This is a genomic window from Streptomyces sp. NPDC025833, from assembly GCF_055558055.1.
This window is the reverse complement of the sequence record NZ_JBVHNF010000014.1, coordinates 1-25,879: the sequence shown is the minus strand read 5'-3', so window position 1 is coordinate 25,879 and position 25,879 is coordinate 1. Positions and strand designations below refer to the sequence as shown.

14 protein-coding genes, 1 tRNA gene, 1 rRNA gene and 1 pseudogene are annotated in these 25,879 nt (G+C 72.2%); 4 read left to right on the top strand and 13 right to left on the bottom strand.

Features of this window, described 5'->3' with window-relative positions:
- Positions 1-56 precede the first annotated feature (56 nt).
- The 3 genes and pseudogenes from ACZ4K2_RS24775 to ACZ4K2_RS24765 all read left to right on the top strand — a co-directional run.
- Entirely contained in the window at positions 57-5,054 is a 4,998-nt protein-coding gene (locus ACZ4K2_RS24775) for an ATP-dependent helicase (protein ID WP_467476072.1), read from the top strand.
- A gap of 325 nt (positions 5,055-5,379) precedes the next feature.
- Positions 5,380-6,258, top strand: a complete 879-nt coding sequence (locus ACZ4K2_RS24770) for an Fpg/Nei family DNA glycosylase (RefSeq protein ID WP_467476073.1) — start codon at positions 5,380-5,382, stop codon at positions 6,256-6,258.
- 134 nt (positions 6,259-6,392) lie between these two features.
- Positions 6,393-6,830 (top strand): annotated as a pseudogene (locus ACZ4K2_RS24765) (SDR family oxidoreductase); the annotation flags it as partial.
- Here the strand turns inward: ACZ4K2_RS24765 and ACZ4K2_RS24760 are convergent.
- From ACZ4K2_RS24760 to ACZ4K2_RS24715, 10 genes are all read right to left on the bottom strand, one after another.
- Complete coding sequence (locus ACZ4K2_RS24760) at positions 6,781-7,056, bottom strand: hypothetical protein (protein ID WP_467476074.1); 276 nt, start codon at positions 7,054-7,056, stop codon at positions 6,781-6,783. The pseudogene ACZ4K2_RS24765 and the gene ACZ4K2_RS24760 overlap by 50 nt on opposite strands.
- Before the next feature lie 155 nt (positions 7,057-7,211).
- Positions 7,212-7,682: a Dps family protein gene (locus ACZ4K2_RS24755; protein WP_467476075.1), complete on the bottom strand. Its 471-nt coding sequence runs from the start codon at positions 7,680-7,682 to the stop codon at positions 7,212-7,214.
- A 193-nt stretch (positions 7,683-7,875) separates the two neighbouring features.
- Positions 7,876-8,250: a helix-turn-helix domain-containing protein gene (locus ACZ4K2_RS24750; protein WP_030947329.1), complete on the bottom strand. Its 375-nt coding sequence runs from the start codon at positions 8,248-8,250 to the stop codon at positions 7,876-7,878.
- 109 nt (positions 8,251-8,359) lie between these two features.
- Positions 8,360-8,905 carry a CinA family protein gene (locus ACZ4K2_RS24745; protein ID WP_467476076.1) on the bottom strand — a complete coding sequence of 182 codons (546 nt, stop codon included), beginning with the start codon at positions 8,903-8,905 and terminating at the stop codon, positions 8,360-8,362.
- Positions 8,902-9,654, bottom strand: a complete 753-nt coding sequence (pgsA, locus tag ACZ4K2_RS24740; RefSeq protein WP_467476077.1) for a CDP-diacylglycerol--glycerol-3-phosphate 3-phosphatidyltransferase — start codon at positions 9,652-9,654, stop codon at positions 8,902-8,904. Before pgsA ends, ACZ4K2_RS24745 begins: the two co-directional genes overlap by 4 nt.
- The gene (rimO, locus tag ACZ4K2_RS24735) at positions 9,651-11,123 is read right to left on the bottom strand and encodes a 30S ribosomal protein S12 methylthiotransferase RimO (protein WP_467476078.1); all 1,473 of its coding nucleotides are present in this window, start codon (positions 11,121-11,123) and stop codon (positions 9,651-9,653) included. The genes pgsA and rimO overlap by 4 nt, the downstream gene beginning before the upstream one ends.
- A 97-nt stretch (positions 11,124-11,220) precedes the next feature.
- On the bottom strand, positions 11,221-12,063 hold the full coding sequence (locus ACZ4K2_RS24730) for a helix-turn-helix domain-containing protein (RefSeq protein ID WP_467476079.1): 843 nt from the start codon (positions 12,061-12,063) through the stop codon (positions 11,221-11,223).
- A gap of 275 nt (positions 12,064-12,338) precedes the next feature.
- Positions 12,339-15,077, bottom strand: a complete 2,739-nt coding sequence (locus ACZ4K2_RS24725) for a DNA translocase FtsK (RefSeq protein ID WP_467476080.1) — start codon at positions 15,075-15,077, stop codon at positions 12,339-12,341.
- A gap of 122 nt (positions 15,078-15,199) precedes the next feature.
- Positions 15,200-15,880 (bottom strand): response regulator, encoded by a 681-nt coding sequence (locus ACZ4K2_RS24720; protein ID WP_467476081.1) that lies wholly within the window; start codon positions 15,878-15,880, stop codon positions 15,200-15,202.
- A 292-nt stretch (positions 15,881-16,172) separates the two neighbouring features.
- Positions 16,173-21,641, bottom strand: coding sequence for a HAMP domain-containing protein (locus ACZ4K2_RS24715; RefSeq protein ID WP_467476082.1), 5,469 nt, complete (start codon positions 21,639-21,641; stop codon positions 16,173-16,175).
- Positions 21,642-22,050: 409 nt separating this feature from the next.
- Between ACZ4K2_RS24715 and ACZ4K2_RS24710 the strand changes: the two genes are divergently transcribed.
- Positions 22,051-24,810 carry a SpoIIE family protein phosphatase gene (locus tag ACZ4K2_RS24710; RefSeq protein ID WP_467476083.1) on the top strand — a complete coding sequence of 920 codons (2,760 nt, stop codon included), beginning with the start codon at positions 22,051-22,053 and terminating at the stop codon, positions 24,808-24,810.
- A gap of 48 nt (positions 24,811-24,858) precedes the next feature.
- On the opposite strand, the gene ACZ4K2_RS24705 is transcribed toward ACZ4K2_RS24710, so the two are convergent.
- The 3 genes from ACZ4K2_RS24705 to rrf all read right to left on the bottom strand — a co-directional run.
- Positions 24,859-24,931: transfer RNA gene (locus ACZ4K2_RS24705), tRNA-Thr, on the bottom strand.
- Between the two features lie 84 nt (positions 24,932-25,015).
- A complete protein-coding gene (locus ACZ4K2_RS24700) occupies positions 25,016-25,678 on the bottom strand; it encodes a DegT/DnrJ/EryC1/StrS family aminotransferase (protein ID WP_467476097.1) in 663 nt (220 codons plus the stop codon).
- A 114-nt stretch (positions 25,679-25,792) separates the two neighbouring features.
- A 5S ribosomal RNA gene (rrf, locus tag ACZ4K2_RS24695) occupies positions 25,793-25,879 on the bottom strand; the annotation flags it as partial.

Here is a 25,879-nt window from a genome sequence, read left to right as displayed (position 1 = left end):
CCGCCCCATTTGCGCAGCTCAGGGCGATTGTCAGTGGGTGGGTGCAGGATGGACGCATGGTCAGCTCCGCCCACCGGGCCCTCGACGGCTTCTCCCCCGCGACCCGCGGCTGGTTCACGGGGGCCTTCTCCGCGCCCACCGCGGCCCAGACGGGCGCGTGGCAGGCCATCCAGGCGGACTCGGACGTACTGGTGGTCGCGCCGACCGGCTCGGGCAAGACGCTGGCCGCCTTCCTCGCCGCGCTGGACCAGCTGGCCTCGGCCCCGCCGCCGGCCGACCCGAAGAAGCGCTGCCGGGTGCTGTACGTGTCGCCGCTGAAGGCCCTGGCCGTGGACGTCGAGCGCAACCTGCGCAGCCCGCTGACCGGCATCCGCCAGGAATCGGTGCGCCTGGGCCTGCCCGAGCCCGAGGTCAGGGTCGGTATCCGGTCCGGCGACACCCCGGCCGCCGAGCGCCGCGCCCTGTCCACCCGCCCGCCGGACATCCTGATCACCACCCCCGAGTCGCTGTTCCTGATGCTGACCTCGGCCACCCGCGACGCGCTCGCGGGCGTCGAGACGGTGATCCTGGACGAGGTGCACGCGGTCGCGGGCACCAAGCGCGGCGCGCACCTCGCGCTCTCCCTGGAGCGGCTGGACGAGCTGCTGCCGAAGCCCGCCCGCCGGATCGGCCTCTCGGCGACGGTGCGCCCGGTGGACGAGATCGCCCGGTACCTGTCGCCGCGCCGCCGGGCGGAGATCGTCCAGCCGGAGTCCGGCAAGGAGTTCGACCTCTCCGTCGTCGTCCCGGTCGAGGACATGGGCGAGCTGGGCGGCGCGCCCGCCGCCGACGCCGCCGAGGGCGCGGAGCGACCCTCGATCTGGCCGCACGTCGAGGAGCGGATCGTCGACCTGGTCCAGGCCCACCGGTCCACGATCGTCTTCGCCAACTCGCGCCGGCTGGCGGAGCGCCTGTGCAACCGCCTCAACGAGATCGCCTACGAGCGGGCGACCGGGGAGACCCTGGGCGAGCACCACTCCCCCGCCGAGCTGATGGGCGGCTCCGGCGCGGGCCAGGGCGCGCCGCCGGTGATCGCCCGCGCACACCACGGCTCGGTCTCCAAGGAGCAGCGCGCCCTGGTCGAGGAGGACCTGAAGGCCGGCCGGCTGCCCGCGGTGGTCGCCACCTCCAGTCTCGAACTCGGCATCGACATGGGCGCGGTGGACCTCGTCGTCCAGGTGGAGTCCCCGCCCTCGGTCGCCTCCGGGCTCCAGCGCGTGGGCCGCGCGGGGCACCAGGTCGGCGCCGTCTCCACCGGTGTCGTCTTCCCGAAGTACCGGGGTGACCTCGTCCAGGCCGCCGTGGTCACCGAACGGATGCGCACGGGTGCGATCGAGTCGCTGAAGGTGCCCGCGAACCCGCTGGACGTGCTCGCGCAGCAACTGGTCGCCATGACGGCCCTGGACACCTGGCAGTTCGACGACCTGCTGGCCGTGGTCCGCCGCGCGGCCCCGTTCGCCTCCCTGCCCGAGTCGGCGTTCACCGCGACGCTCGACATGCTCGCCGGCCGCTATCCGTCGGACGCGTTCGCGGAGCTGCGCCCACGCGTGGTGTGGGACCGCGTGACCGGTGACATCACCGGCCGCCCGGGCGCCCAGCGGCTGGCCGTCACCTCCGGCGGCACGATCCCGGACCGCGGCCTGTTCGGCGTCTTCCTCGCCGGTTCCGACCCCAAGAAGGGCGGCGGCCGCGTCGGCGAGCTGGACGAGGAGATGGTCTACGAGTCGCGGGTGGGTGACGTCTTCACGCTGGGCACCAGTTCCTGGCGGATCGAGGACATCACGCGCGACCGCGTCCTCGTCTCGCCCGCTCCGGGTGTGCCGGGCCGGCTGCCCTTCTGGAAGGGCGACCAGCTCGGCCGCCCACTGGAGCTGGGCCGCGCGGTGGGCGCGTTCCTGCGCGAGGTCGGCTCGCTGTCCGAGGAGGACGCGCGGCTGCGGCTGCGGACGGCCGGCCTGGACGCGTGGGCCGCGGACAACGTGCTGGCGTACCTGGGCGAGCAGCGCGAGGCGTGCGGCCACGTCCCGGACGACCGCACGATCGTCGTCGAGCGCTTCCGGGACGAACTCGGCGACTGGCGCGTCGTCGTCCACTCCCCGTTCGGCGCCCAGGTCCACGCCCCCTGGGCCCTCGCCCTCGGCGCCCGCCTCTCCGAGCGGTACGGCATGGACGCGCAGGTCATGCACGCCGACGACGGCATCGTGCTGCGCCTGCCCGACGCCGACCTGATGGGCCTGGACCTGCTCGGCCAGGAGCCGGTGAAGGCCGGCGCCGAGTACGACGGCGAGCAGGCTCCGGCGGGCGCCGGCGACGTCCTCTTCGACAAGGGCGAGGTCGACCAGGTCGTCACCGACCAGGTGGGCGGCTCGGCGCTGTTCGCGTCCCGGTTCCGGGAGTGCGCCGCCCGCGCGCTGCTGCTGCCGCGCCGCAACCCCGGCAAGCGCACCCCGCTGTGGCAGCAGCGGCAGCGGGCGGCCCAGCTGCTCCAGGTGGCGAGCGAGTTCGGCTCCTTCCCGATCGTCCTGGAAGCGGTCCGCGAATGCCTCCAGGACGTCTTCGACGTGCCCGGGCTGGCCGAACTGATGGGCGACATCGAGTCCCGCAAGGTGCGCCTGGTCGAGGTCACCACCCCGGAGCCGTCCCCGTTCGCCCGGTCCCTGCTCTTCGGGTACGTCGCCCAGTTCCTGTACGAGGGCGACTCCCCGCTGGCCGAGCGCCGCGCCGCCGCGCTCTCCCTGGACTCCCGGCTGCTGGCCGAACTGCTGGGCCAGGCGGAGCTGCGCGAACTGCTCGACGCGGAGGTGCTGACCGAGCTGGAGCGCGAACTCCAGTGGCTCACCGAGGACCGCCGGGTCAAGGACGTCGAGGGGGTCGCCGACGTGCTCCGGCTGCTCGGCCCGCTGACCGACGCGGAGCTGGCCGCACGCGAGGCGGACCCGCAGTGGGCACGGGAGCTGGCCGGGGCCCGGCGGGCCATCCGGGTCCGGATCGCTGGCGCCGACCACTGGGCGGCCATCGAGGACGCGGGCCGGCTGCGCGACGCACTCGGCACGGCGCTGCCGGTCGGCGTCCCGGAGGCCTTCACCGAACCCGTCAAGGACCCGCTCGGCGACCTCCTCGCGCGGTACGCCCGCACCCACGGCCCGTTCACCTCGGCCACCGCTGCGGCCCGGTTCGGCCTCGGCGTCGCCGTCACCGAGGGCGCCCTGCAACGGCTCGCGGCGAACGGCCGGGTGGTCCAGGGCGAATTCCACCCGGCCGGCATCGGCCAGGAGTGGTGCGACGCGGCCGTACTGCGCCGGCTGCGCCGCCGCTCCCTGGCGGCCCTGCGTCACGAGCTGGAGCCCGTGCCCCCGCCCGCGCTCGCGCAGTTCCTGCCGCAGTGGCAGCACATCGGCAAGGGCCACGGTGTACGCGGTGTCGACGGACTGGTGCGCGCCGTCGAGCAGTTGCAGGGTGCCTCCGTGCCCGCCTCCGCGCTGGAGAAGCTGGTCCTGCCCTCCCGCGTGGCGAACTACACGCCCGCGATGCTCGACGAACTGACCGCCGCCGGCGAAGTGGTGTGGGCCGGCGCGGGCGCCCTGCCCGGCAAGGACGGCTGGATCTCCCTGTACCTGGCGGACGCGGCCCCGCTGCTGCTCCCCCCGCCGCACCCGCTGGAGCCGACCGCGCTCCACCAGGCCGTCCTCGACGTCCTCTCCGGCGGCTACGGACTGTTCTTCCGGCAGATCGCCGACCAGATCCGCGCCACCACGCACCCCGACGCCACCGACCCCCAACTGGCGGACGCGCTGTGGGACCTGGCCTGGTCCGGCCGGCTGACCAACGACACGCTGACCCCCCTGCGCTCGCTGCTGGGCTCCGGCCGTACGGCGGGCTCGACCGCGCACCGCGCCAGACGCGCCGTCCCGCGCGGACGCTACGGCTCCCTGACGGCGGCCGCGCGCACCGCCTCCCGCTCCGGCCCGCCGACCGTCGCCGGCCGCTGGTCGCTGCTGCCCGCGGCCGAGCCGGACGCCACCGTCCGCGCCCACGCGCTGGCCCGCACGCTGCTGGACCGGCACGGGGTGGTCACCCGGGGCGCGGTCGCCGCGGAGGGCGTCGAGGGCGGTTTCTCCGCGGTCTACCGGGTGCTGTCGGCGTTCGAGGACAGCGGCCAGGCCCGGCGCGGCTATGTGGTCGAGGGGCTGGGCGCGGCCCAGTTCGCGATGGACGGTGCGGTGGACCGGCTGCGCGCCGTGGCCAACGCGCGGGAGCGGAGCGAGGGCCTGCCCGCACCGGCCCGGCCGACCGGCTTCGGCACCCCGGCCGCCGCGGACGGTTTCGGCGGAGAGGGCTTCCCGGACCCGTTCGGCGACAGCGACGGCGCCCCGCACGGCCACACCCTCGACGGCGACGACGGTGATCTCGCCCATCCCGGTCCGGACGGCGACTTCACCTGGCCGCCGGATGATCTCGGCACCGTCGGCGGCAGTCAGGTGCCACCGCACGGCCATGCCGACCCGTTCGCCTCCCCGGGCCACGGCGGCCCCCGGGGCGGTGGCCGCGGTGCGGGCCCGTCCTGGGGCGCGGCTCCGCAGCGCGGCTACGGCGGCAACCGGGCGGGCGGTTCCCCCACCCCCGACCCTCGCGCCGTGGTGCTCGCCGCGGCCGATCCCGCGAACGCCTACGGCGCCGCCCTGCCCTGGCCGGAGCCGCCTACCGGCGCCGGCCACAAACCGGGCCGCAAGGCGGGATCGCTGGTCATCCTGGTGGAGGGCGAGCTGACGCTGTACATGGAGCGTGGCGGCAAGACACTGCTGGCCTGGCCGGCGACGCCGGGCACCGCCGCGACGGACGATCCCCGCCTCCGTACGGCCGCCGAGGCGCTGGCCGCGGCGGCCCGCGCGGGCTCGCTCGGCACGGTCACGGTCGAGCGGATCAACGGCACTCAGGCCCTTACCTCGGCCGAGGGCACCCTCCTGGAGGCGGCGGGTTTCGTGGCGACTCCACGCGGCCTGCGCCTGAGAGCATGACCGGCACCGGCCCCCGCCACCGCGCTCCCCGACCCGGCCACCGCCCCCAGCGCTGGCGCAACCTGGTCGTCCACGGCCGCTCGCCCCGCCCCTGCCCGCGCTGCCATGCCCCGGTCCGGGTGGCGGGGACCAGAGCGTCGGCTCTCAGGAACACCCCCCCCTGCCGACCCGGTCCCGCACCCGCAGCCCGGCAACCTCGCGGGCACTCCGACCCCCGGCCCACGGCCGAGCCGCCGCTCGCCTCGACCCCGCCGCCGTCCCGCTCCACGGCGTGCGGTCGCCGTCGGCCCGCGTCCGGCGTCACCCGTCGTGGCACGCTTGACGCATGCCCGAAGGTGACACGGTCTGGCAGGCGGCGCGGCGGCTGCACGAAGCCCTCGCGGGCAAGGCACTGACGCGCAGCGACTTCCGCGTGCCCCGGTACGCGACGGTCGACCTGTCCGGGCGCAGGGTGCTGAACACCGCCTCACGCGGGAAACACCTGCTCACCCGCGTCGAGGGCGGTCTGACGCTGCACACCCATCTGCGCATGGAGGGCGCCTGGAAGGTGTTCGGCGCGGGCGAGCGCTGGCGGGGTGGACCGGCGCACCAGATCCGGATCATCCTGGGCACGGCGGATCTGGACGCCGTCGGGTACCGCCTGCCCGTCGTGGAACTGCTGCGCACCGGCGAGGAGGAGCAAGCCGTCGGTCACCTCGGGCCCGATCTGCTCGGCCCGGACTGGGACCCCGACCGGGCCCTGGCCAATCTCCTCGCGGACCCGGCGCGTCCGCTCGGCGAGGCCCTGCTGGACCAGCGCAACCTGGCCGGCATCGGCAATGTCTACAAGAGCGAGCTGTGCTTCCTGCTCGGCGTGACCCCGTGGCTGCCGTCCGGCGCGCTGCCCGCGGACCGAGCCGAGCAGTTGCCCGGCCTGGCCAAGCGGCTCCTGGAGGCGAACCGTGACCGCCCGGTCCGGCAGACCACCGGCCTGTCCCGGCAACGGACGGCCCGGCAGACCCGGCTGCCCTGGCCCGACCTGTTCGTCTACGGCCGCGCGTCGCGCCCCTGCCTGCGCTGCCACACCCCGATCCGGGTGGCGGACCAGGGCGACGGCTCCCAGGAACGCCCCACCTACTGGTGCCCCACCTGCCAGACCGGTCCCGCACCCGCGGCCGGCGCACCCCAGCGCTGGCGCGACCGCTATCCCCGCCGCACCGGCTGACCACCCCAGCCCACCGCGCCTCGCGAACCACAGCCCGGCAACCCGACCCCGCAGGCACCCGGCCCCGCGACCCGGCCACCACCACCGCCACCGCCACCGCCACCGCCACCGCCACCGCCACCGCCACCGACTAGGAGCCCGCCCGGCTGGTGCTCGCGGACGGAGCCCACAGAGCCCACAGCACTATCGTCACCATGACCTCCGTGGGGCGGTCGACACAGAGGCGCCGGCCTGCTCTGCCCCAGCGCGGCGAAGGCAGCCGTGGTCCGGCTGACCACGCCGCCGGTCACCGAGAGGGGTCCGCACAGCATCCGGGTGACGGGTGAACGCGATGACGCCGGGCTGGATCCGCTCCCCCATGACCGACCGCCACGACCGCCGGGCCCAGGCGCACACCGACACCGTCATGGCCATGGCCCGGCTGTCACCGCTGCGCCGGGTCGGCGAACCGGACGACACGGCGCACGTACGAACGACATGACGCACGCCGACTCCACCTGGCGTCGGACGCGTCGGGGTTCACTACGGGCCGGACACTTCGCCCGAACGGGGTTGTGGCGATGCCTTGGTGACGTCCCCGGCCCGCCAGGCGGCCGCCCAGCGTCCCGCCGGGACGGCCCGGTTCGCGCGGGACTCGGGCACACAGTGCACGGGCAGCAGACTCAGCCCCCAGCCGCCGGCCACGACGGCCGCCTCCAGCACGCCCGTCCCGTGCCCGGTGACGAGCCGCAGCACGGCCCACCACCACACCGCCCCGAGCGCGAACGCGACCCCCCAGCGCACTATCCGCCCCACCATGCCCGCCATCACCTCCAGCCGGACGCTAGACCGTCGCCTGTCCCGCGCGGGAGGCGCACCACGGGGCTCACCGGTGCACCGCCGGACCACCGGGCGCCCGGACCGGCGGGCGCCCCCCGGAGCCCGCCATGCCGGCTATCGGCTACCGGCTACCGCTACGTGTTCTCCGCCTGGAACATCCAGTGGTGCTTCTCCAGGTCCGCGGTGATCCGGATGAAGAGGTCCTGGGTCACCGGGTCCGGCTCTCCGGTGGTGTCCACGCGCTCACGCATCCGGGTGATCACCCCACCGAGCGCGTCCACCATCGCCGAGACCGCGTCCGTGTCCTTGATCCACCCCGACGGAGTGGGCTTCAGCCCGCTGCCGGACGCCACCGTCGCGGCCCGCCCGTCCGGGGGCACGCCGAGCGCCGAGGCCCGCTCGGCCACCGTGTCCGAGTGGGCGCGGGCGGAGACGACGACCTCGTCGAGCTGGAGGTGGATGGAGCGGAAGCGGGGGCCGACGATGTTCCAGTGGATCTGCTTGGCGACCAGCGAGAGGTCCACCAGGTCGACGAGCGCGCCCTGGAGCGCCTCGGACACGGTCTTCACGTTCGCGTCCGTCAGCGAGCTCTTCACGATGTACATCCGCTTCCTCCGGTGCGTGGGCGCCGTCACGTCCTTCTCACGATGACCGCACCGCACCGCACCGGCAAACGGGGGATCGCGCGCACCGGAGGCGCACCGCACGACGGAAGCCCCGGCCCGGCTCTCCCAGCGTTCCTGGGGAGCCCGGCCGGGGCTTCACTCGTCTCGGGGCGTCAGGCCGCGCGCGCGAAGCTCACGCGGCGACCACGTCCACCGCCTCCGCGGGCGCCTTGATGGTCACCCGTTCCGGTGGCACGCCGGTCACCGACACGGAACCCAGCATCGGTCGGACCGGTGCGGGCACGGGCTCGGTGGCCGCGGCGGACTGGGCCAGTTCGGCGAGCGCCAGCTCGTCGCTCACTTCTCGCATGAGTTCCGACATCCGTACGTCCAGCGCGTCGCAGATGGCGGAGAGCAGCTCGGAGGAAGCCTCCTTCTGCCCCCGCTCCACCTCGGAGAGATAGCCGAGTGAGACTCGGGCGGACGAGGAGACTTCGCGCAGAGTACGGCCCTGGCGTTGGCGCTGCCGACGCAGCACGTCACCCAGCAGGCGACGGAGCAGAATCATCGGTGGCTCCCTCCTCGGACCGCGTAGCCGCATCCTTCTCGCCCCACCGTACCGCCTCGCGCCGCGGCCGTGCGGGGAGCGATGTCGTGTTCACTCAGGGCTGCAAACATCAAAACCCCCCGTTCCGTTCCGTATCCTGTGCCCGCTCATTCCCGGTCTGTTCGCCCGCAAGCCGCTCCAGGAGCACTGCGAGTACGCTCCGTACACTCTCCATACGAATTTCCGCACGGCTACCGTTCAACCGCAGACCCTCGACTTTTCCGCCACCGGCAGAAGCCCCGCGGGGGGCGGGGGGACCGTCCACGGCCACGAACACCGTTCCGACGGGCCGGCCGTCCTGCGGGTCGGGGCCGGCGACCCCGGTGGTCGCGATGCCCCAGTCTGCTCCGAGGGCCTTGCGGACTCCGGCCGCCATCTGGCCCGCGACCTGCGGGTCCACCGCTCCGTGCTCGGCGAGCAGCGTCGCGTCGACGCCCAGCAGCTCGTGCTTGAGCTCGGTGGCGTAGGCGGTGACCGAGCCCCGGAACACCCGGGACGCCCCGGGTACCCCGGTGATCTCCGCCGCCACCAGGCCACCGGTGAGCGACTCGGCGACGGCGAGGGTCTCGCCCCTCACGGTCAGTAGTCGCACCAGTTCGGTGGCCGTGGAACTCACGCTTCCGTCTCCTCCAACGCCGCGGCGCGCTCGGCGATTCCCTGCCGGCGCAGCACAATGGCCTGTCTCACGTAGTCGAGGCCCGTCGCGACCGTGAGGACGACCGCCACGGCCATCACCCAGAACCTCAGGGTGGCCAGCCACCCCGTCAGTGCCAGTACGTACATGCCGACGGCGACGCCCTGGGTGAGCGTCTTCAGCTTGCCGCCGCGGCTGGCCGGGATCACCCCGTAGCGGATGACCAGGAATCGCAGCAGGGTGATGCCCAGTTCCCGGCCGAGGATCACGCCCGTCACCCACCACGGCAGATCGCCCAGGCTGGACAGACAGACGAGCGCCGCCCCCATGATCGCCTTGTCGGCGATGGGGTCGGCGATCTTCCCGAAGTCGGTGACCAGGTTGTAGGTGCGTGCCAGGTGGCCGTCGAACAGGTCGGTGATCATGGCGACGGCGAAGGCGGCCCAGGCCAGCGAGCGCCAGGCCGGGTCGTAGCCGCCGTGCGCCAGCATCAGGGCGACGAAGCCGGGCACCAGGAGCAGCCGGAGCATCGTCAACAGATTGGCGACGTTCCAGACGCTGGCCTGGTTGACGGCCGCGGCGGCGATCTTGCCGCCGCGGGGTGTCCTGCCGGCGTCCTGGGGATCCGAAGCGGAACCGGAGACCTCGGTCCGGGCGCCGTCGGCAGCGGAACCCCGTGCGCCCTGCGCACCGGAGGGGCCGCCCGCGGCGGATGCCGGGACTCCGGTCATCTGCCCGCCTCCTCACTACACGCGAGCGAGCCGGTCAGCGGCTCGGCCACCAGGTCGACACCTTCCGTACCGACCACCTTGGCCTCGACCATACGTCCGACACTCAGGCCCTCGCCGCTCGTGAGCAGCACCTGGCCGTCGGTCTCGGGCGCCTGGTGCGCCGCGCGGCCCTGGACGCCCTCTTCGTCGTCCACGGACTCGACCAGCACCCGCACGGTCTCGCCGACGCGCTCCTCGGCGCGCTGCGAGACGAGCTCCTCGGCCAGCCGGGAGATGTGGGCCAGCCGCTCGGCGACGACGTCCTCGTCGAGCTTGCCGTCGTACGTCGCCGCTTCGGTGCCCTCCTCGTCGGAGTAGCCGAAGACACCGATGGCGTCGAGCCGGGCGCCGTTCAGGAACCGCTCCAGCTCGGCCAGGTCGGACTCGGTCTCACCGGGGAAGCCGACGATGAAGTTGGAGCGGACGCCCGCCTCGGGGGCCTTGCCCCGGATGGTGTCGAGCAGTTCCAGGAAGCGGTCGGTGTCGCCGAAGCGGCGCATGGCGCGCAGCACGTTCGGCGCGGAGTGCTGGAAGGACAGGTCGAAGTACGGGACGACCTTCGGGGTGGACGTCAGCACGTCGATCAGCCCGGGGCGCATCTCGGCCGGCTGGAGGTAGCTCACCCGCACCCGCTCGATGCCGTCGACCTCGGCCAGCTCCGGCAGCAGGGACTCCAGCAGACGGATGTCGCCGAGGTCCTTGCCGTAGGAGGTGTTGTTCTCGGAGACCAGCATGATCTCCTTCACGCCCTGCTCGGCCAGCCAGCGGGTCTCGTTCAGGACGTCGCTGGGGCGGCGGGAGATGAAGGAGCCGCGGAAGGAGGGGATCGCGCAGAAGGAGCAGCGCCGGTCGCAGCCCGAGGCGAGCTTGACCGAGGCGACCGGGGAGCCGTCCAGCCGGCGGCGCAGGGGCGCGCGCGGGCCGGAGGCGGGCGCGAGGCCCTCCGGGAGGTCGGCCGGGGCGTGGCCCGGGAGCGCCACGGACGCGGCCGACTGCTGGCGTTCGGCGGGGCTGACCGGCAGCAGCTTGCGGCGGTCTCGCGGGGTGTGGGCGGCGTGGATGCCGCCGGACAGGATGGTCTGGAGGCGGTCGGAGATGTCCGCGTAGTCGTCGAAGCCGAGCACGCCGTCGGCCTCGGGCAGCGCCTCGGCCAGCTCCTTGCCGTACCGCTCGGCCATGCAGCCCACCGCCACGACGGCCTGGGTTCTGCCATGGTCCTTGAGGTCGTTGGCCTCCAGGAGGGCGTCGACGGAGTCCTTCTTCGCGGCTTCCACGAAGCCACAGGTGTTGACCACGGCGACGTCGGCGTCCGCGGCGTCCTCGACGAGCTGCCAGCCGTCCGCCTCCAAACGGCCTGCGAGCTCTTCGGAGTCCACCTCGTTACGAGCGCAGCCGAGAGTGACGAGTGCGACGGTACGGCGTTCAGGCATGGGCTCAAGACTACTTCGTCAGGCTGATGGCCCACGTCGACGGGGTTGGCCGAACGCGGCCGACTCCGTCACACGCCCGTCCGCGGGGCGCTGCCGGTCAGCCCGCCACCGGATCGCCCTTGGTGTAGGTGAGGCGCTCGACCGCGCCGGGCTTGAAGGTGTCCTCGATCTTCTTGCCGTTGACGTACAGCTCGATCGCGCCCGCGTCGCCGAGGATCAGGTTGACCGCGGAGCTGTCCTGGAAGGTCTTCGACTGGCCCTTGTCCAGCAGTCCGTCGAAGAGCATCCGGCCGTTGTGGTCCTTGGCCGAGATCCAGCTGCGTCCGCCTGGCGCGCTGACCTGGACGGTCACCTTGTCCTGGGGCGCGGCGGCGATGGCGCTGTCGGAGGGCTCGCCGGTCGGCCGGGCCGGCTTCTCCTTCTTCGGCGCGGGCGTGGCGGACCGGTCCGCGGGGGACGGGGCACCCTCGGCGATCTGTGACTTCGAGTCGCCGGAGTCCCCGCCGCCCTTGAACGCGGTGAAGCCGACGAAACCGATGACGACGACGATCGCGGCCACCATCGCCGCCGTCCAGTTCGGGCCGCGCCGCTCGGGCCGGATCCGCTCCGCCTCGAACAGGGGCGCGGCGGGAGTGGGCTCGGGACGGCCGCCGTGCTCGGCGTCGAACTGGGCGATCAGCGGCTCGGGGGCGAGGTGGACGGCCCTGGCCAGCGTGCGGATGTGCCCGCGGGCGTACACGTCCCCGCCGCAGGGGGCGAAGTCGTCCGCCTCGATGGCGTGCACGATGGCGATACGGACACGAGTGGCACTGCTGACGGCGTCCACGGTGAGCCCGGCCGCGATCCGTGCCTGCCGCAGGGCGCGGCCGACGGAGGGTCGGGGGTCCTGGGACTCGTCTCGGAACGGACGCTCGTCTTCGGGGAAGTTGCCGAGGGACACGGGGGCGCCTTTCGAGCGGATGGCCACCTGTGCTGGAAGCTCAGTCTAGGGGGGTGACGAAAGGGTGGGGCAACCGGACGGTATGACTTTCTCCGCCAGATGTATGGCCTGACATGCCGATGGTCGGACAAGCAGGTACCCCGGCGCGGGACCCATGCCTGCCTTCTCGCTCAACTGGACGTACGGCCAAGGGAAACGGTTGCTCACCGCTCCCTAACGGGTCGGTCACGGCGCTCGGCCGTCCGGGGGAAGGGCTCCGCCGAACGGGCCGGCACCTACCCTTCCGATTCTCCGCGAATCACCGCGAGCACACCGTCGAGCTCATCGGCCTTCACAAGAACGTCACGTGCCTTCGAGCCCTCGCTCGGTCCGACGATGTTGCGGGACTCCATGAGGTCCATCAGCCGGCCGGCCTTGGCGAAGCCGACGCGCAGCTTGCGCTGCAGCATGGACGTCGACCCGAACTGGGTGGAGACGACCAGCTCGGCCGCCTGGCACAGCAGGTCGAGGTCGTCGCCGATGTCCTCGTCGATCTCCTTCTTCTGCTTGGACCCCACGGTGACGTCGTCCCGGAAGACGGGCGCCATCTGGTCCTTGCAGTGCTGGACCGCGGCCGCGACCTCCTCCTCGGTGACGAACGCGCCCTGCATACGGCTCGGCTTGTTCGCGCCCATCGGCAGGAAGAGGCCGTCGCCCTTGCCGATCAGCTTCTCGGCGCCGGGCTGGTCGAGGATGACCCGGGAGTCGGCCAGCGAGGAGGTCGCGAAGGCCAGCCGCGACGGCACGTTGGCCTTGATCAGACCGGTGACCACGTCGACCGAGGGCCGCTGGGTGGCGAGCATCAGGTGGATGCCGGCCGCGCGCGCGAGCTGCGTGATGCGCACGATCGAGTCCTCGACGTCCCGCGGGGCCACCATCATCAGGTCGGCCAGCTCGTCCACGATCACCAGCAGGTACGGGTACGGGTGCAGTTCCCGCTCGCTGCCCTCGGGCGGCTTGACCTTGCCCTCGCGCACCGCGCGGTTGAAGTCGTCGATGTGCCGGTAGCCGTAGGCGGCCAGGTCGTCGTACCGGAGGTCCATCTCGCGGACGACCCACTGGAGCGCCTCGGCGGCCCGCTTGGGGTTGGTGATGATCGGCGTGATCAGGTGCGGGATGCCCTCGTAGGCGGTCAGCTCGACCCGCTTGGGGTCGACCAGGATCATCCGGACGTCCTCCGGCGTCGCCCGCATCATGATCGAGGTGATCAGGCAGTTGATGCAGGACGACTTGCCGGAGCCGGTGGCGCCTGCGACCAGCATGTGCGGCATCTTCGCCAGCGAGTGCATGACGTACCCGCCCTCGACGTCCTTGCCGAACGCGACGAGCATCGGGTCGTCGTCCTCGGCGGACTGCGCGAGGCGCAGCACGTCGCCGAGGTTGACCATCTCGCGGTCCGTGTTCGGGATCTCGATGCCGACCGCGGACTTGCCGGGGATGGGGCTGATGATCCGCACGTCCGGGCTGGCGACGGCGTAGGCGATGTTCTTGGTCAGCGCGGTGATCCGCTCGACCTTCACGGCCGGGCCCAGCTCGACCTCGTAGCGCGTGACCGTCGGGCCGCGGGTGAAGCCGGTGACGGCCGCGTCGACCTTGAACTCGGTGAAGACCTGGGTGAGCGAGGCGACGACCGCGTCGTTGGCGGCACTGCGCGCCTTGCCGGGACCGCCGCGCCGGAGCAGGTCGAGCGGGGGCAGCGCGTAGGTGATGTCGCCGGACAGCTGGAGCTGCTCCGCGCGCGCGGGCAGGTCGCGGGGCTCCTCGGGGGCCTTCTTGGTCAGGTCCGGGACCGGCCCGGTCGAGGTCCTCTCCTGCCGGGAGCGGGACGCCGGGGCCGGGACCGGCGGGCGTTCGGGCGCCGGGGACGGCACCGGGGTGGTGTCCTCGCGCTCCCCCGCGCTCACACCCTGGGTGAGGTCGGCGACGAGCGGGGACGGCGGCATGCCGTGCTCGACTGCGCCGTCCAGCGAGGCGGCGGCGGCCGAGGCGACGTCCACGGCGTCCAGCCGAGGCCGCGGGTCCGGCTGGGGCACCGCGGAGCGCCTGGGGCGGCCACGGCGCTGTGTGAGGGCGTCCTCCTCGGCGCGGTCGGGGTCGTACGCCCGCGGGGCGCCCGGGCGCTTGCGCGGGCGCGCGGGCGGCGCCTCGCGCCACTCGTCGTCGTAGTACCCGTCCTCGTCGGCGAACCGGTCCGCCTCGTGGTCGTGCAGCACGCCCAGGAGCACCCCGAGCCTGCGCAGCCGCTGCGGGATGGCGTTGACCGGGGTGGCGGTCACCACGAGCAGCCCGAAGACCGTCAGCAGCACCAGCAGGGGTACGGCGAGCACCTCGGTCATGGTGTGGGTCAGCGGGGTGGCCACCGCCCAGCCGATGAGGCCGCCGGCGTCCCTTATGCCCTGCATGCCCTGGCTGCGCGCGGGTGAGCCGCAGGCGACGTGGACCTGGCCGAGCACGCCGACGACGAGCGCGGACAGGCCGATGACGATCCGTCCGTTGGCCTCCGGCTTCTCCGGGTGCCGGACGAACCGTACGGCGATCACGGCCAGCAGTATCGGCACGAGCAGGTCGAGCCGGCCGAAGGCGCCGGTGACCAGGATCTCCACCAGGTCGCCGATGGGGCCGTTCAGGTCCGCCCAGGTGCCCGCGGCGACGATCAGCGCGATGGCGAACAGCAGCAGTGCGACGCCGTCCTTGCGGTGGGCCGGGTCGAGGTTCCTCGCCCCCTGCCCGATGCCGCGGAAGACGGCGCCGACGGCGTGCGCGAGGCCGAGCCAGACGGCGCGCAGCACGCGGTACACGCCCCCGGTGGGGCTGGGAGCCTGCCTCGGCGGCGCGGGCCTCCTCGCCACGGCCTTCCTGGCGGGCGCCTTTTTGGCGACGGCCTTCTTCGCGGCGGCCTTCCTCGCCGGAGCCTTCGCGGGGGCCGCCGTCTTCCTGGCGGGCTGCTTCTTGGCTGCGGAGGGACGTGAGGCCATGGTGTGAGGTTACCGGTGGAGACGACACGGGACACGCGTGCCCACTGCTTCACCCGTTCGTGTCGCGCCTGCCGGGGACGAGAACTGACGAACGCTCATCCGCGAACCCGGTCCGGTCGGCCTCAGTTCTGGGACGGCACCACGGCACCGCTGCCGCCCGTGCCCGGCTCCAGTGCGTCGAGGGCGCGGCGCAATCCGGTGAGTTTGCGCTCCAGATGGGCCGCCGTGGCCACCGCCGCCGCGTCCGCGGAGTCGTCGTCCAACTGCTTGGACAGTGCCTCCGCCTGCTCCTCCACCGCCGCGAGCCGCGCCGACAGCTCGGCGAGCAGACCGGCCGATTCCCGGCCGGCGACCCCACCCTTGCCGCCGCCCTCCAACTGGAGCCGCAGCAGCGCCGCCTGCTCGCGCAGCTGGCAGTTCTTCATGTACAGCTCGACGAAGACCGACACCTTGGCGCGCAGCACCCACGGGTCGAACGGCTTGGAGATGTAGTCCACGGCACCCGCCGCGTACCCGCGGAAGGTGTGGTGCGGACCGTGGTTGATCGCCGTGAGGAAGATGATCGGGATGTCCCGCGTCCGCTCGCGCCGCTTGATGTGCGCGGCGGTCTCGAACCCGTCCATGCCCGGCATCTGGACGTCCAGCAGGATCACCGCGAAATCGTCCGTGAGCAGTGCTTTGAGCGCTTCCTCCCCGCTCGATGCCCGCACCAGCGTCTGATCGAGCGCAGAGAGGATGGCCTCCAGCGCCAGCAGATTCTCCGGCCGGTCATCGACCAGGAGGATCTTGGCCTTCTGCACCATGGCCCGCCCTCCTCGCCCCGGCGGTACACCGGGCGCCGCCCCAGGGGACGACTCCCTTTCGCCGCCCGTCCTTGTGCCGGTCATCGTAGCCGCACCCCGCCTGTCGCCACACCCTGTCACCGCGATGTCACTGTGCACACAGCGGAAACGCGGCGGCAGGCGGGATGGTTCCCGGAACCCGGGATTCCCACACGTTCTCAGTGTTCACCATGCGGTGACTCCCGACGCACGCCGGGGGGTTCCCCAGCGTGCGTTTCCGGCCAGGTCACGCCTGAAGCAACCTCTACCCCGATCACTCCGCGCTCATCCACTGATCCATCACCGACAACAGATGATCGGGGTCGACCGGCTTGGTGACATAGTCGGAAGCACCCGACTCGATCGCCTTCTCCCGGTCGCCCTTCATCGCCTTCGCGGTGAGCGCGATGATCGGCAGCCCGGCGAACTGCGGCATGCGCCGGATCGCCGTGGTCGTCGCGTAGCCGTCCATCTCGGGCATCATGATGTCCATCAGCACGACCGCGACGTCGTCGTGCTGCTCCAGCACCTCGATGCCCTCGCGGCCGTTCTCTGCGTACAGCACCGACAGCCCGTGCTGCTCCAGGACGCTGGTGAGCGCGAACACGTTGCGGATGTCGTCGTCGACGATCAGCACCTTCTCGCCGACGAACCGCACCACCCGGCCCTGCTGCGACGGCTGCGGCACCCGCTCGTGCTCGACGGCGGCCGGCCAGTGCTCGGGCCGCCGCGTCTCCTCGGGCACGCTGCGCCGCCGGCGGCGGAAGAGCGCGGCCGCCCCGTTCTGCGTCTCCCGGTACGACTTCACCTCGGCCGGCGTCTCGATCTCCACCGCGGACAGCTCCAGGGACTGCGGCACCTCGGAGGCGACCAGGTCCCCGGCCTCCAGCGCGGGCACCGACTGCTGGTAGCCCTGCGGCGGCAGTTCGCTCGGGTGCAGCGGCAGGTACAGCGTGAACGTCGAGCCGCGGCCCGGTTCGCTCTGCGCGTGGATCTCGCCGCCGAGCAGCTGCGCGATCTCCCGCGAGATCGACAGGCCCAGCCCGGTGCCGCCGTACTTGCGGCTGGTCGTGCCGTCCGCCTGCTTGAACGCCTCGAAGATCACCCGCATCTTGCTCGCCGCGATGCCGATACCGGTGTCGGTCACCGAGAACGCGATCAGCTCGCCGCCCGGATCGGTCAGCGACCCCGCCTCCAGCAACTGCTCCCGGATCTTGTGCGGCACACCCGCGCCGGCCGGCCGGATCACCAGCTCCACCGAACCGGAGTCGGTGAACTTCACCGCGTTGGACAGCAGGTTGCGCAGCACCTGGAGCAGCCGCTGCTCGTCGGTGTGCAGGGTCGCCGGCAGCTCCGGCGAGACCCGCACGGACAGGTCCAGGCCCTTCTCCGCGGTCAGCGGCCGGAAGGTGGCCTCCACGTAGTCCACGAGCTGGACGAGCGCGATACGGGTCGGGGAGACGTCCATCTTGCCCGCCTCGACCTTCGACAGGTCCAGGATGTCGTTGATCAGCTGGAGCAGGTCGGACCCGGCGCCGTGGATGGTCTCCGCGAACTCCACCTGCTTCGGCGACAGGTTCCCCTCGGCGTTGTCGGCGAGCAGCTTCGCCAGGATCAGCAGCGAGTTGAGCGGGGTGCGCAGCTCGTGCGACATGTTCGCGAGGAACTCGCTCTTGTAGCGCATCGACACCGCGAGTTGCTCGGCGCGCTCCTCCAGGACCTGCCGGGCCTCCTCGATCTCGGTGTTCTTCACCTCGATGTCCCGGTTCTGCCGGGCCAGCAGCTCGGCCTTCTCCTCCAGTTCGGCGTTGGAGGCCTGGAGCGCCTTCTGCCGGTTCTCCAGCTCGGCCGACCGCTCCCGGAGCTGCTCGGTCAGCTCCTGCGACTGCTTGAGCAGTTGCTCGGTCTTGGTGTTGACCGAGATGGTGTTGACGCTGGTCGCGATCATCTCGGCGATCTGGTTGAGGAAGTCCCGCTGGATCTGGGTGAACGACGTGAAGGACGCCAGCTCGATCACGCCGAGCACCTTGCCCTCGAACAGCACCGGCAGCACGATCACCTGGGCGGGCGGCGCCTCGCCGAGCCCGGAGGAGATCTTCAGGTAGCCGGTGGGCGCGTTGTCCACCAGGATCGTGCGCTTCTCCTCGGCGGCCGTCCCGATCAGCGCCTCGCCCGGCCGGAACGACGTCGGCATGGACCCCATCGAGTAGCCGTACGAGCCCAGCATCCGCAGCTCGTAGTCGCCCTCGCCGTTGCCCACGCCCTTGCCCTCCACCAGCGGCATGGCCAGGAAGAACGCGCCGTGCTGTGCGGACACCACCGGCGTCAGCTCGCTCATGATCAGCGACGCCACGTCCGCCAGGTCCCGGCGGCCCTGCATGAGGGCGGAGATGCGGGCCAGGTTGCCCTTGAGCCAGTCCTGCTCCTTGTTGGCGATCGTGGTGTCGCGCAGGTTGGCGATCATCTTGTTGATGTAGTCCTGGAGTTCCTGGATCTCGCCGGACGCGTCCACGTCGATCTTCAGGTTCAGGTCGCCGCGGGTCACCGCGGTCGCCACGCGCGCGATGGCACGCACCTGCCGGGTCAGGTTCCCGGCCATCTCGTTCACGGACTCGGTCAGGTCCCGCCAGGTGCCGTCGACGTCCCGGACGCGTGCCTGACCGCCCAGCTGCCCCTCCGTGCCCACCTCGCGGGCGACCCGCGTGACCTCCTCGGCGAAGCTGGACAGCTGGTCGACCATCGTGTTGATCGTCGTCTTCAGTTCCAGGATCTCGCCGCGCGCGTCGATGTCGATCTTCTTCGTCAGGTCGCCCTTGGCGATCGCCGTGGTGACCATGGCGATGTTGCGCACCTGACCGGTCAGGTTGGACGCCATCTGGTTCACCGACTCGGTGAGGTCCTTCCACGTGCCGGCCACGCCCGGCACGTGCGCCTGACCGCCGAGGATGCCGTCCGTGCCCACCTCCCGCGCCACCTTGGTGACCTGGTCGGCGAACGAACTCAGCGTCTTGACCATGGTGTTGATCGTGTCGGCGAGCTGCGCCACCTCACCGCGCGCCTCGATCGTCACCTGCCGCGTCAGGTCGCCGTTGGCGACGGCCGCCGAGACCTGCGAGATGTTGCGCACCTGCATGGTCAGGTTGTTGGCCATCAGGTTGACGTTGTTGCTGAGGTCCTTCCAGATGCCCGTGACACCCGGCACGTGCGCCTGGCCGCCCAGGATGCCCTCGGTGCCCACCTCGCGGGCCACCCGGGTCACCTGCTCGGCGAAGCTCGACAGCTGGTCCACCATCGTGTTGACCGTCGTGACGAGTTCGAGGATCTCGCCCTTCGCGTCCACGGTGATCTTCTTCGACAGGTCGCCCTTGGCGACCGCCGTCGTGACCTCGGCGATGTTGCGCACCTGCATGGTCAGGTTGTTCGCCATGAAGTTCACGGACTGGGTGAGGTCCTTCCAGGTGCCGGAGACGCCCTGCACCTCGGCCTGCCCGCCGAGGATGCCCTCCGTGCCCACCTCCCGCGCCACACGCGTGACCTGGTCGGCGAACGACGACAGCTGGTCCACCATCGTGTTCAGGGTGTTCTTCAGCTCCAGGATCTCCCCGCGCGCGTCCACGGTGATCTTCTGCGAGAGGTCGCCGCGCGCCACGGCGGTGGCGACCTGAGCGATGTTGCGCACCTGGGCCGTGAGGTTGCCGGCCATGCCGTTCACCGAGTCGGTCAGGTCCCGCCACACGCCCGCGACGCCGGGCACCTGCGCCTGCCCGCCGAGTCGGCCCTCGGTACCCACGCCCCGGGCGACCCGCGTGACCTGGTCGGCGAAGGCCGAGAGCTGGTCGACCATCGTGTTGATCGTGTTCTTCAGCTCCAGGATCTCGCCGCGCGCGTCGACGTCGATCTTCTGCGAGAGGTCGCCGCGCGCCACCGCCGTCGTCACCTGGGCGATCTGCCGCACCTGGGAGGTCAGGTTGCCGGCCATGAAGTTGACGGAGTCCGTCAGCTCCTTCCAGGTGCCGGAGACACCGTCCACCCGGGCCTGCCCGCCGAGACGGCCCTCCGTGCCCACGTCCCGGGCCATCCGCGTCACCTGGTCGGCGAAGCTCGACAGCTGGTTCACCATCGTGTTGACGGTGTTCTTCAACTGGAGCATCTCACCGGACACGTCGACGGTGACCTTCTGCGACAGGTCGCCGTTGGCCACCGCGGTGGTCACCTGGGCGATGTTGCGCACCTGCCCGGTGAGGTTGCGGAACGCCGTGTTGACGGAGTCCGTCAGGTCCTTCCACGTGCCGGCCGCGCCCGGCACCTGCGCCTGGCCGCCCAGCTCGCCCTCGACGCCGACCTCCCGCGCGACCCGCGTCACCTCGGCACCGAACGCCGACAGCTGGTCCACCATGCCGTTGACGGTGTTCTTCAGCTCCAGCATCTCGCCGGCCACGTTCACCGTGACCTTCTGCGACAGGTCACCGCTGGCCACCGCGGTCGTCACGGCGGCGATGTCGCGCACCTGCGTGGTCAGGTTCCGGAAGACCGTGTTGACGGAGTCCGTCAGGTCCTTCCACGTGCCCGAGACGCCCGGCACGTTCGCCTGGCCGCCGAGCCGCCCCTCCGCGCCGACCTCGTTCGCCACGCGCGTGACCTCGTCGGCGAAGATCCGCAGCGTCTCGGTCATCTGGTTGACCGTCTCGGCGAGCTGCGCGACCTCCCCGCGCGCGGGGACCGTCACCTTCTGCGACAGATCGCCGTTGGCGACGGCGGTGGTGACCTGCGAGATCCCGCGCACCTGCGCGGTCAGGTTGCCCGCCATCGTGTTGACGGAGTCGGTCAGCTCCTTCCACACGCCGGCCACCCCGGGCACCCGCGCCTGGCCGCCCAGGATGCCCTCGGTGCCCACCTCCCGGGCCACCCGCGTCACCTCGGACGAGAAGGACGAGAGCTGGTCCACCATCGTGTTGACGGTGTTCTTCAGCTCCAGCATCTCGCCGGCGACGTGCACGGTCACCTTGCGCGACAGATCGCCCTTGGCGACCGCCGTGGTCACCAGCGCGATGTCCCGCACCTGCGCGGTCAGCCGGTACGCCATCGTGTTGACGGATTCCGTCAGGTCCTTCCACGACCCCGACATGCCGCGCACCCGGGCCTGGCCGCCGAGCTTGCCCTCGGTGCCGACCTCGCTGGCCACGCGCGTGACCTCGTCCGTGAACGTGGACAACTGGTCGACCAGGTTGTTGACGGTCCGGCCGACCTTCAGGAACTCACCGCGCAGCGGGTGCCCCGTGCCGCCGTCCGGCGCCTGCGTCCGCAGCTCCATCCGCGGCGACAGATCGCCCTCGGCGACCGCCGTGAGGACCCGGCTGACCTCCGAGACGGGCCAGACCAGGTCGTCCACCAGCGCGTTGGAGTTGTCCACGGCCGCCGCCCAGGAGCCCTCGCAGGCACCCGTCTCCAGCCGCTCCGTGAGCTTGCCCTCGCGCCCCACCATGCGCCGCACCCGGGACAGCTCGCCGGTCAGGTGCAGGTTCCGGTCGGCCACCTCGTTGAAGACGGCCGCGATCTCCGCCATCACGCCGTCCCCGGACACCGTGAGCCGCTTGCGGAAGTTGCCGTCGCGCATCGCCACGAGCGCCGCCAGCAGCCGGTTCAGGGCGGCCGTGTCCACGGCGGTGGTGCCGCCGCTCCTGCCCAGGGACGGTCCGCCCTTCGCGCGCGTCTTCGTGCTCCGCGTCGCCGCGCCAGACTCCACTGTGTCCCTCCCGGAGGGGTAGACCGTCACTGCTGTGCTCGACCGCTTCCGCCCGGCGTGCCGGTCGTCGGCACACCGGTTGCTTCCACGTACCCGGTACTTCTGCGTATTGCCGCCAGCCGGCATCCGGCCACACCAGGGGCTGCTGCCCAGTGTGCTGGGAACACACGCAGCCTGGTCCGGCCTTCCTCGGAAGCCTGCCCAGTGTTTCACCCCGGCCCAACCAGGCCATAACAGTTCGGCAGCTTCGCACATCGTCCGCACACCCTGGGGCGTGAACACCCGCGACCGGCATCCGCCCGGACGGCGAAGGTAAGTAACCTTGCATGCGGCTGTCCAGCCGCACCGGTCCGACCGGCCTGGGCGGTGGGACGAGCAGGAGCGGGCATCGGAGGGGCGGCCGGACACCATGACCACCGGAGTGATCCCCGGGGGACAGACCCCGGAGCCACAGCCGACGGGCGAGCCGATGCCGCAGCAGCGGTCCGAGCCGGCCGGCCGGACCGCCCAGCACGCCGAGACCCGGCCGAGGAGTTCTGTGATCACCGCGCGCGCGGCCGCCAGTTTCGAGCCCGTCGGACGGTCGGTCGCGACCGCCCGGGCCTTCGTCCGCGACACCCTCCAGGGCTGGGGCTTCGCCGACATCGTCGACGACGCGGTCGTCCTCACCAGCGAGCTGGTGACCAACGCGGTGGTCCACGCGGGCACGCACGCGGAGGTGCTGTGCCTGCGCTCCGAGGACGGGGCGCGCATCGAGGTCTCCGACCGCTACCCGGAGCGCGAGGTCCCCCTCCAGGGCTCCCCCACCACCATGGGCAGCCCCGACCGCGAGGGCGGCCGCGGGCTCCAGCTCTGCGCGGCCCTGGCCACCCGCTGGGGCGTGGACTACACGTCCACGCACAAGAACGTCTGGTTCCGGCTCGACCTGCCCGAGCGCCCCGTCGGCACCCGCGCGGCGGGCCCGGCCCTCCCCGCCGACCTGCTTCCGCTCGCCGACGGGCGCGTCCGCGTCGCCGTCCTCCAGGTCGACCGCAAGGGCGGCATCAGCGCCTGGAACGAGGACGCCGAGGAGCTGTTCGGCTACCCGGCCGCCGATGTCGTCGGCCGGCCCCTGACCGACCTCGCCGCCTGGCCGCACACCCCGGGCACCGGCACGGGCATCGCCGAGGCCCTCCGGCTCTCCCGCTGGGAGGGCACCTACGGCATCCGCGGCGCCGACGGCCGCGTCGCCCGGGTGTACGCCTCCCACCTGCGGGTCCGCGACACCGGCGGCGAGCCCTCCACCGTCTGCCTCCTGGTCCGCGACCACGAGCGCGCCGTCCTGCAGTCCCCGCCCCGGGTCCCGGCCGGCGAGGCGCCCCAGTCCGCCGACGGGCAGAACGCCGACCCGTTCGAGGTGTTCATCGGCTCCCCCGCCCCGGACGACCTCGACGGCCTGCTCCAGCGCACGGTGGAACGCGCCCGCGACATGCTCGACGGCGATTCGGCGTTCCTGCTGCTCGCCACCGACGACGAGACGGAGCTGGAGGTCCGCGCCTCGACCGGGCTGCCCTCCGCCCGCCAGCGCTTCGCGCGCGTGCCGGTCGAGGCGGGTCCCGGCCGCTACGGCTCCGCCCGCATGCCCGCCGTGCACGACGACCTCGCCGCCGTCCCCGGCGCCGTCCCGCTCCTGGCGGGCACCGGCATGCGGTCGGTGGTCACCGTCCCGCTCAAGGTCGAGGGCCGCCTCACCGGCTCCCTGGGCGTCGCCGCCGAGGCCGCCGGCCGGTACACCAACGAGGAGGCGCTGCGCCTCCAGTTCGCCGCCGACCGCATCGCCCTGGCCGTGGAGTCCGCCCGCCTCGGCGAGCTGGAGCGGCTGCGCCGCGGTTCCCTGAGCTTCCTGGTCGAGGCCTCCGACCTGCTGGCCGGCACCCTGGACCGGGACCAGACGCTGGCCCTGATGGCGCAGATGACCGTGCCGACCCTGGCCACCTGGTGCGCGGTGTACACCATCGCCGACACGGCGTCCGAGCCGTACCTGTCGTACGTGCTGCACGAGGACGAGGAACTCATCGACGGCATCAAGTCGTTGCTGTCGAAGGTCCCGCCGCCGGACCCGGTGCCAACGCCCGGCGCCCGCGTCTGGACGGCTCCCGGCGAGGTCGCCCACCAGGCGGCCCTGCGCACCTCGATGCGCAGTCTGGGCCTGGCCGGCGGCCTCGCCCACCAGATCACCTCCAGTATCGGCCCGACCCTCGCCACGGCCTCCGCGGTCGGCGGCGAGACGGTGGTCCTGCCGCTCGTGGCCCGCAACCGCGTCATCGGCATGCTGACCCTCGGCAAGCCCACCGACGAGCATTTCCGCCAGGAGATCCTGGAGCTGGCCGAGGACCTGAGCCGCCGGGCCGCCCTCGCCCTGGACAACGCCCGCCTCTACTCGGAGCGCACGGCCATCAGCCAGGCCCTCCAGCGCAGCCTGCTGCCACCGGGCACCCCGTACATCGAGGGCGTCGAGGTCGAGGTCATCTACCGCGCGGCCGGCGAGGGCAACGAGGTGGGCGGTGACTTCTACGACGTCTTCCCGATCGGCGAGGGCGCGTACGGCTTCGCCATCGGCGACGTCTGCGGTACGGGCCCCAACGCGGCGGCGGTCACCGGGCTCGCCCGCCACGCGCTGCGTCTGCTGGCCCGTGAGGGCCTGAGCGGTCCGGCCGTGCTGGAGCGCCTGAACTCGGCGATCCTCGACGAGGGCGACCGCAGCCGCTTCCTGACGCTCCTCTACGGCGAGTTGCGCCCGCTGCAGGACGGCGGCGCCGAGCTGAAGGTGGTCTGCGCCGGCCATCCGCTCCCGCTGCGCCTGCGCCAGGACGGCACGGTGACGGCGGCGGCCGAACCGCAGCCGCTGCTGGGCGTCATCGAGGACCTGGAGCTGTACGAGGAGACGGTCACCCTCGATCCGGGCGACGTGCTGCTGTGCGTCACGGACGGCGTCACCGAACGCCGGGAGGGCACGCGCATGCTGGGCGACGACGGCCTGGCCGACGTGCTGACGACGTGTACCGGCCTGACGGCGGGCGCGGTCGCGGCGCGCATCATGCGCGCGGTGGAGCGGTTCGCCTCGGACGCGCCGTCCGACGACATGGCGATTCTGGCGATGCGGGTTCCGGGCATCCACCAGGAGGTGTGAGAAAGCACGAAAAAGGCCCCACCCGGAAGGGTGGGGCCTTTTTGGCGGAGCCCCCAAACGGAATCGAACCGTTGACCTTCTCCTTACCATGGAGACGCTCTACCGACTGAGCTATAGGGGCCTGTCGTTTTCGAGGTTTCCCTCTCGGCGACGAAGAAACTGTACCCCGAGCGGGGCTGAGTTCCCAAATTCGTTCGGTGCCCGGTCAGAAGGCGGGCTGGAGGAGACCGCCGAGGGCATTGCAGGCGGACGCGATGCGCTGCATCTCCCGTTTGGTGAGCGCGGCCTCCACGGGCAGGGCGAGGGTCTCGTCCGCGGCCAGTTCGGTCCGCGGCAGGGACACGCAGCGCCGGTACTCCGGCAGGCGGTGCACGGGCGTCTTCACCGGCACCCGGCAGTCGATCCCCCGGGACCGCAGGGCGCGGGCGAACGCGTCCCGGTCCGGCCGGCCGTTGCCCGGTACGCGCACGACGTACTGCTGGTAGGTGTGGCCGTCGCCGCCGTCCGGGGTGCGTACGCCCTTCAGCTTGGCGTCGAGGTAGGCGGCCCGCTGCCTGCGCCGGGCTATCTCGTCGTGCGGCCCCTCGCTCTCGCCCTGTTCGAGCACCAGCAGTCCGTGCCGCCGGCCGAGGGCGTGCAGCCGTCCGGTGTCGGCCCGGCGGCCGAAGCGGTGGACGACGACGACCGCGGCGGTACGGGGGGTCACGGCCTGGTCGACCTCGGCCGGGTCGAGGCAGTACGTCACCGGGTCTATGTCGGCGAACACCGGCAGCGCACCGGCCAGGGTCACGGCCTCGGTGACTTCGACGTTCCCGAAGGCCGGTACGACGACCTCGTCCCCGACTCCGACGCCGGCTGCCCTGAGCATGGCTGCGGTTCCCATGCCTGGAGGCTGTACCCGCAACGTGAACGACACGTTACGCACAACAGAAAAAGGCCGGACCCCGAACCGAAGTTCAGGATCCGACCTTTATCAAAATTTGTTCGGCGGCGTCCTACTCTCCCACAGGGTCCCCCCTGCAGTACCATCGGCGCTGTGAGGCTTAGCTTCCGGGTTCGGAATGTAACC

What these genes read in the sequence shown, in the direction of transcription:
- ACZ4K2_RS24775 (WP_467476072.1), top strand. Translation starts at nt 57, where the DNA reads ATGGTCAGCTCCGCCCACCGGGCCCTCGACGGCTTCTCCCCCGCGACC.
- ACZ4K2_RS24770 (WP_467476073.1), top strand. Translation starts at nt 5,380, where the DNA reads ATGCCCGAAGGTGACACGGTCTGGCAGGCGGCGCGGCGGCTGCACGAA.
- ACZ4K2_RS24760 (WP_467476074.1), bottom strand. Translation starts at nt 7,056, where the DNA reads ATGGTGGGGCGGATAGTGCGCTGGGGGGTCGCGTTCGCGCTCGGGGCG.
- ACZ4K2_RS24755 (WP_467476075.1), bottom strand. Translation starts at nt 7,682, where the DNA reads ATGTACATCGTGAAGAGCTCGCTGACGGACGCGAACGTGAAGACCGTG.
- ACZ4K2_RS24750 (WP_030947329.1), bottom strand. Translation starts at nt 8,250, where the DNA reads ATGATTCTGCTCCGTCGCCTGCTGGGTGACGTGCTGCGTCGGCAGCGC.
- pgsA (WP_467476077.1), bottom strand. Translation starts at nt 9,654, where the DNA reads ATGACCGGAGTCCCGGCATCCGCCGCGGGCGGCCCCTCCGGTGCGCAG.
- rimO (WP_467476078.1), bottom strand. Translation starts at nt 11,123, where the DNA reads ATGCCTGAACGCCGTACCGTCGCACTCGTCACTCTCGGCTGCGCTCGT.
- ACZ4K2_RS24725 (WP_467476080.1), bottom strand. Translation starts at nt 15,077, where the DNA reads ATGGCCTCACGTCCCTCCGCAGCCAAGAAGCAGCCCGCCAGGAAGACG.
- ACZ4K2_RS24720 (WP_467476081.1), bottom strand. Translation starts at nt 15,880, where the DNA reads ATGGTGCAGAAGGCCAAGATCCTCCTGGTCGATGACCGGCCGGAGAAT.
- ACZ4K2_RS24710 (WP_467476083.1), top strand. Translation starts at nt 22,051, where the DNA reads ATGACCACCGGAGTGATCCCCGGGGGACAGACCCCGGAGCCACAGCCG.
- ACZ4K2_RS24700 (WP_467476097.1), bottom strand. Translation starts at nt 25,678, where the DNA reads ATGCTCAGGGCAGCCGGCGTCGGAGTCGGGGACGAGGTCGTCGTACCG.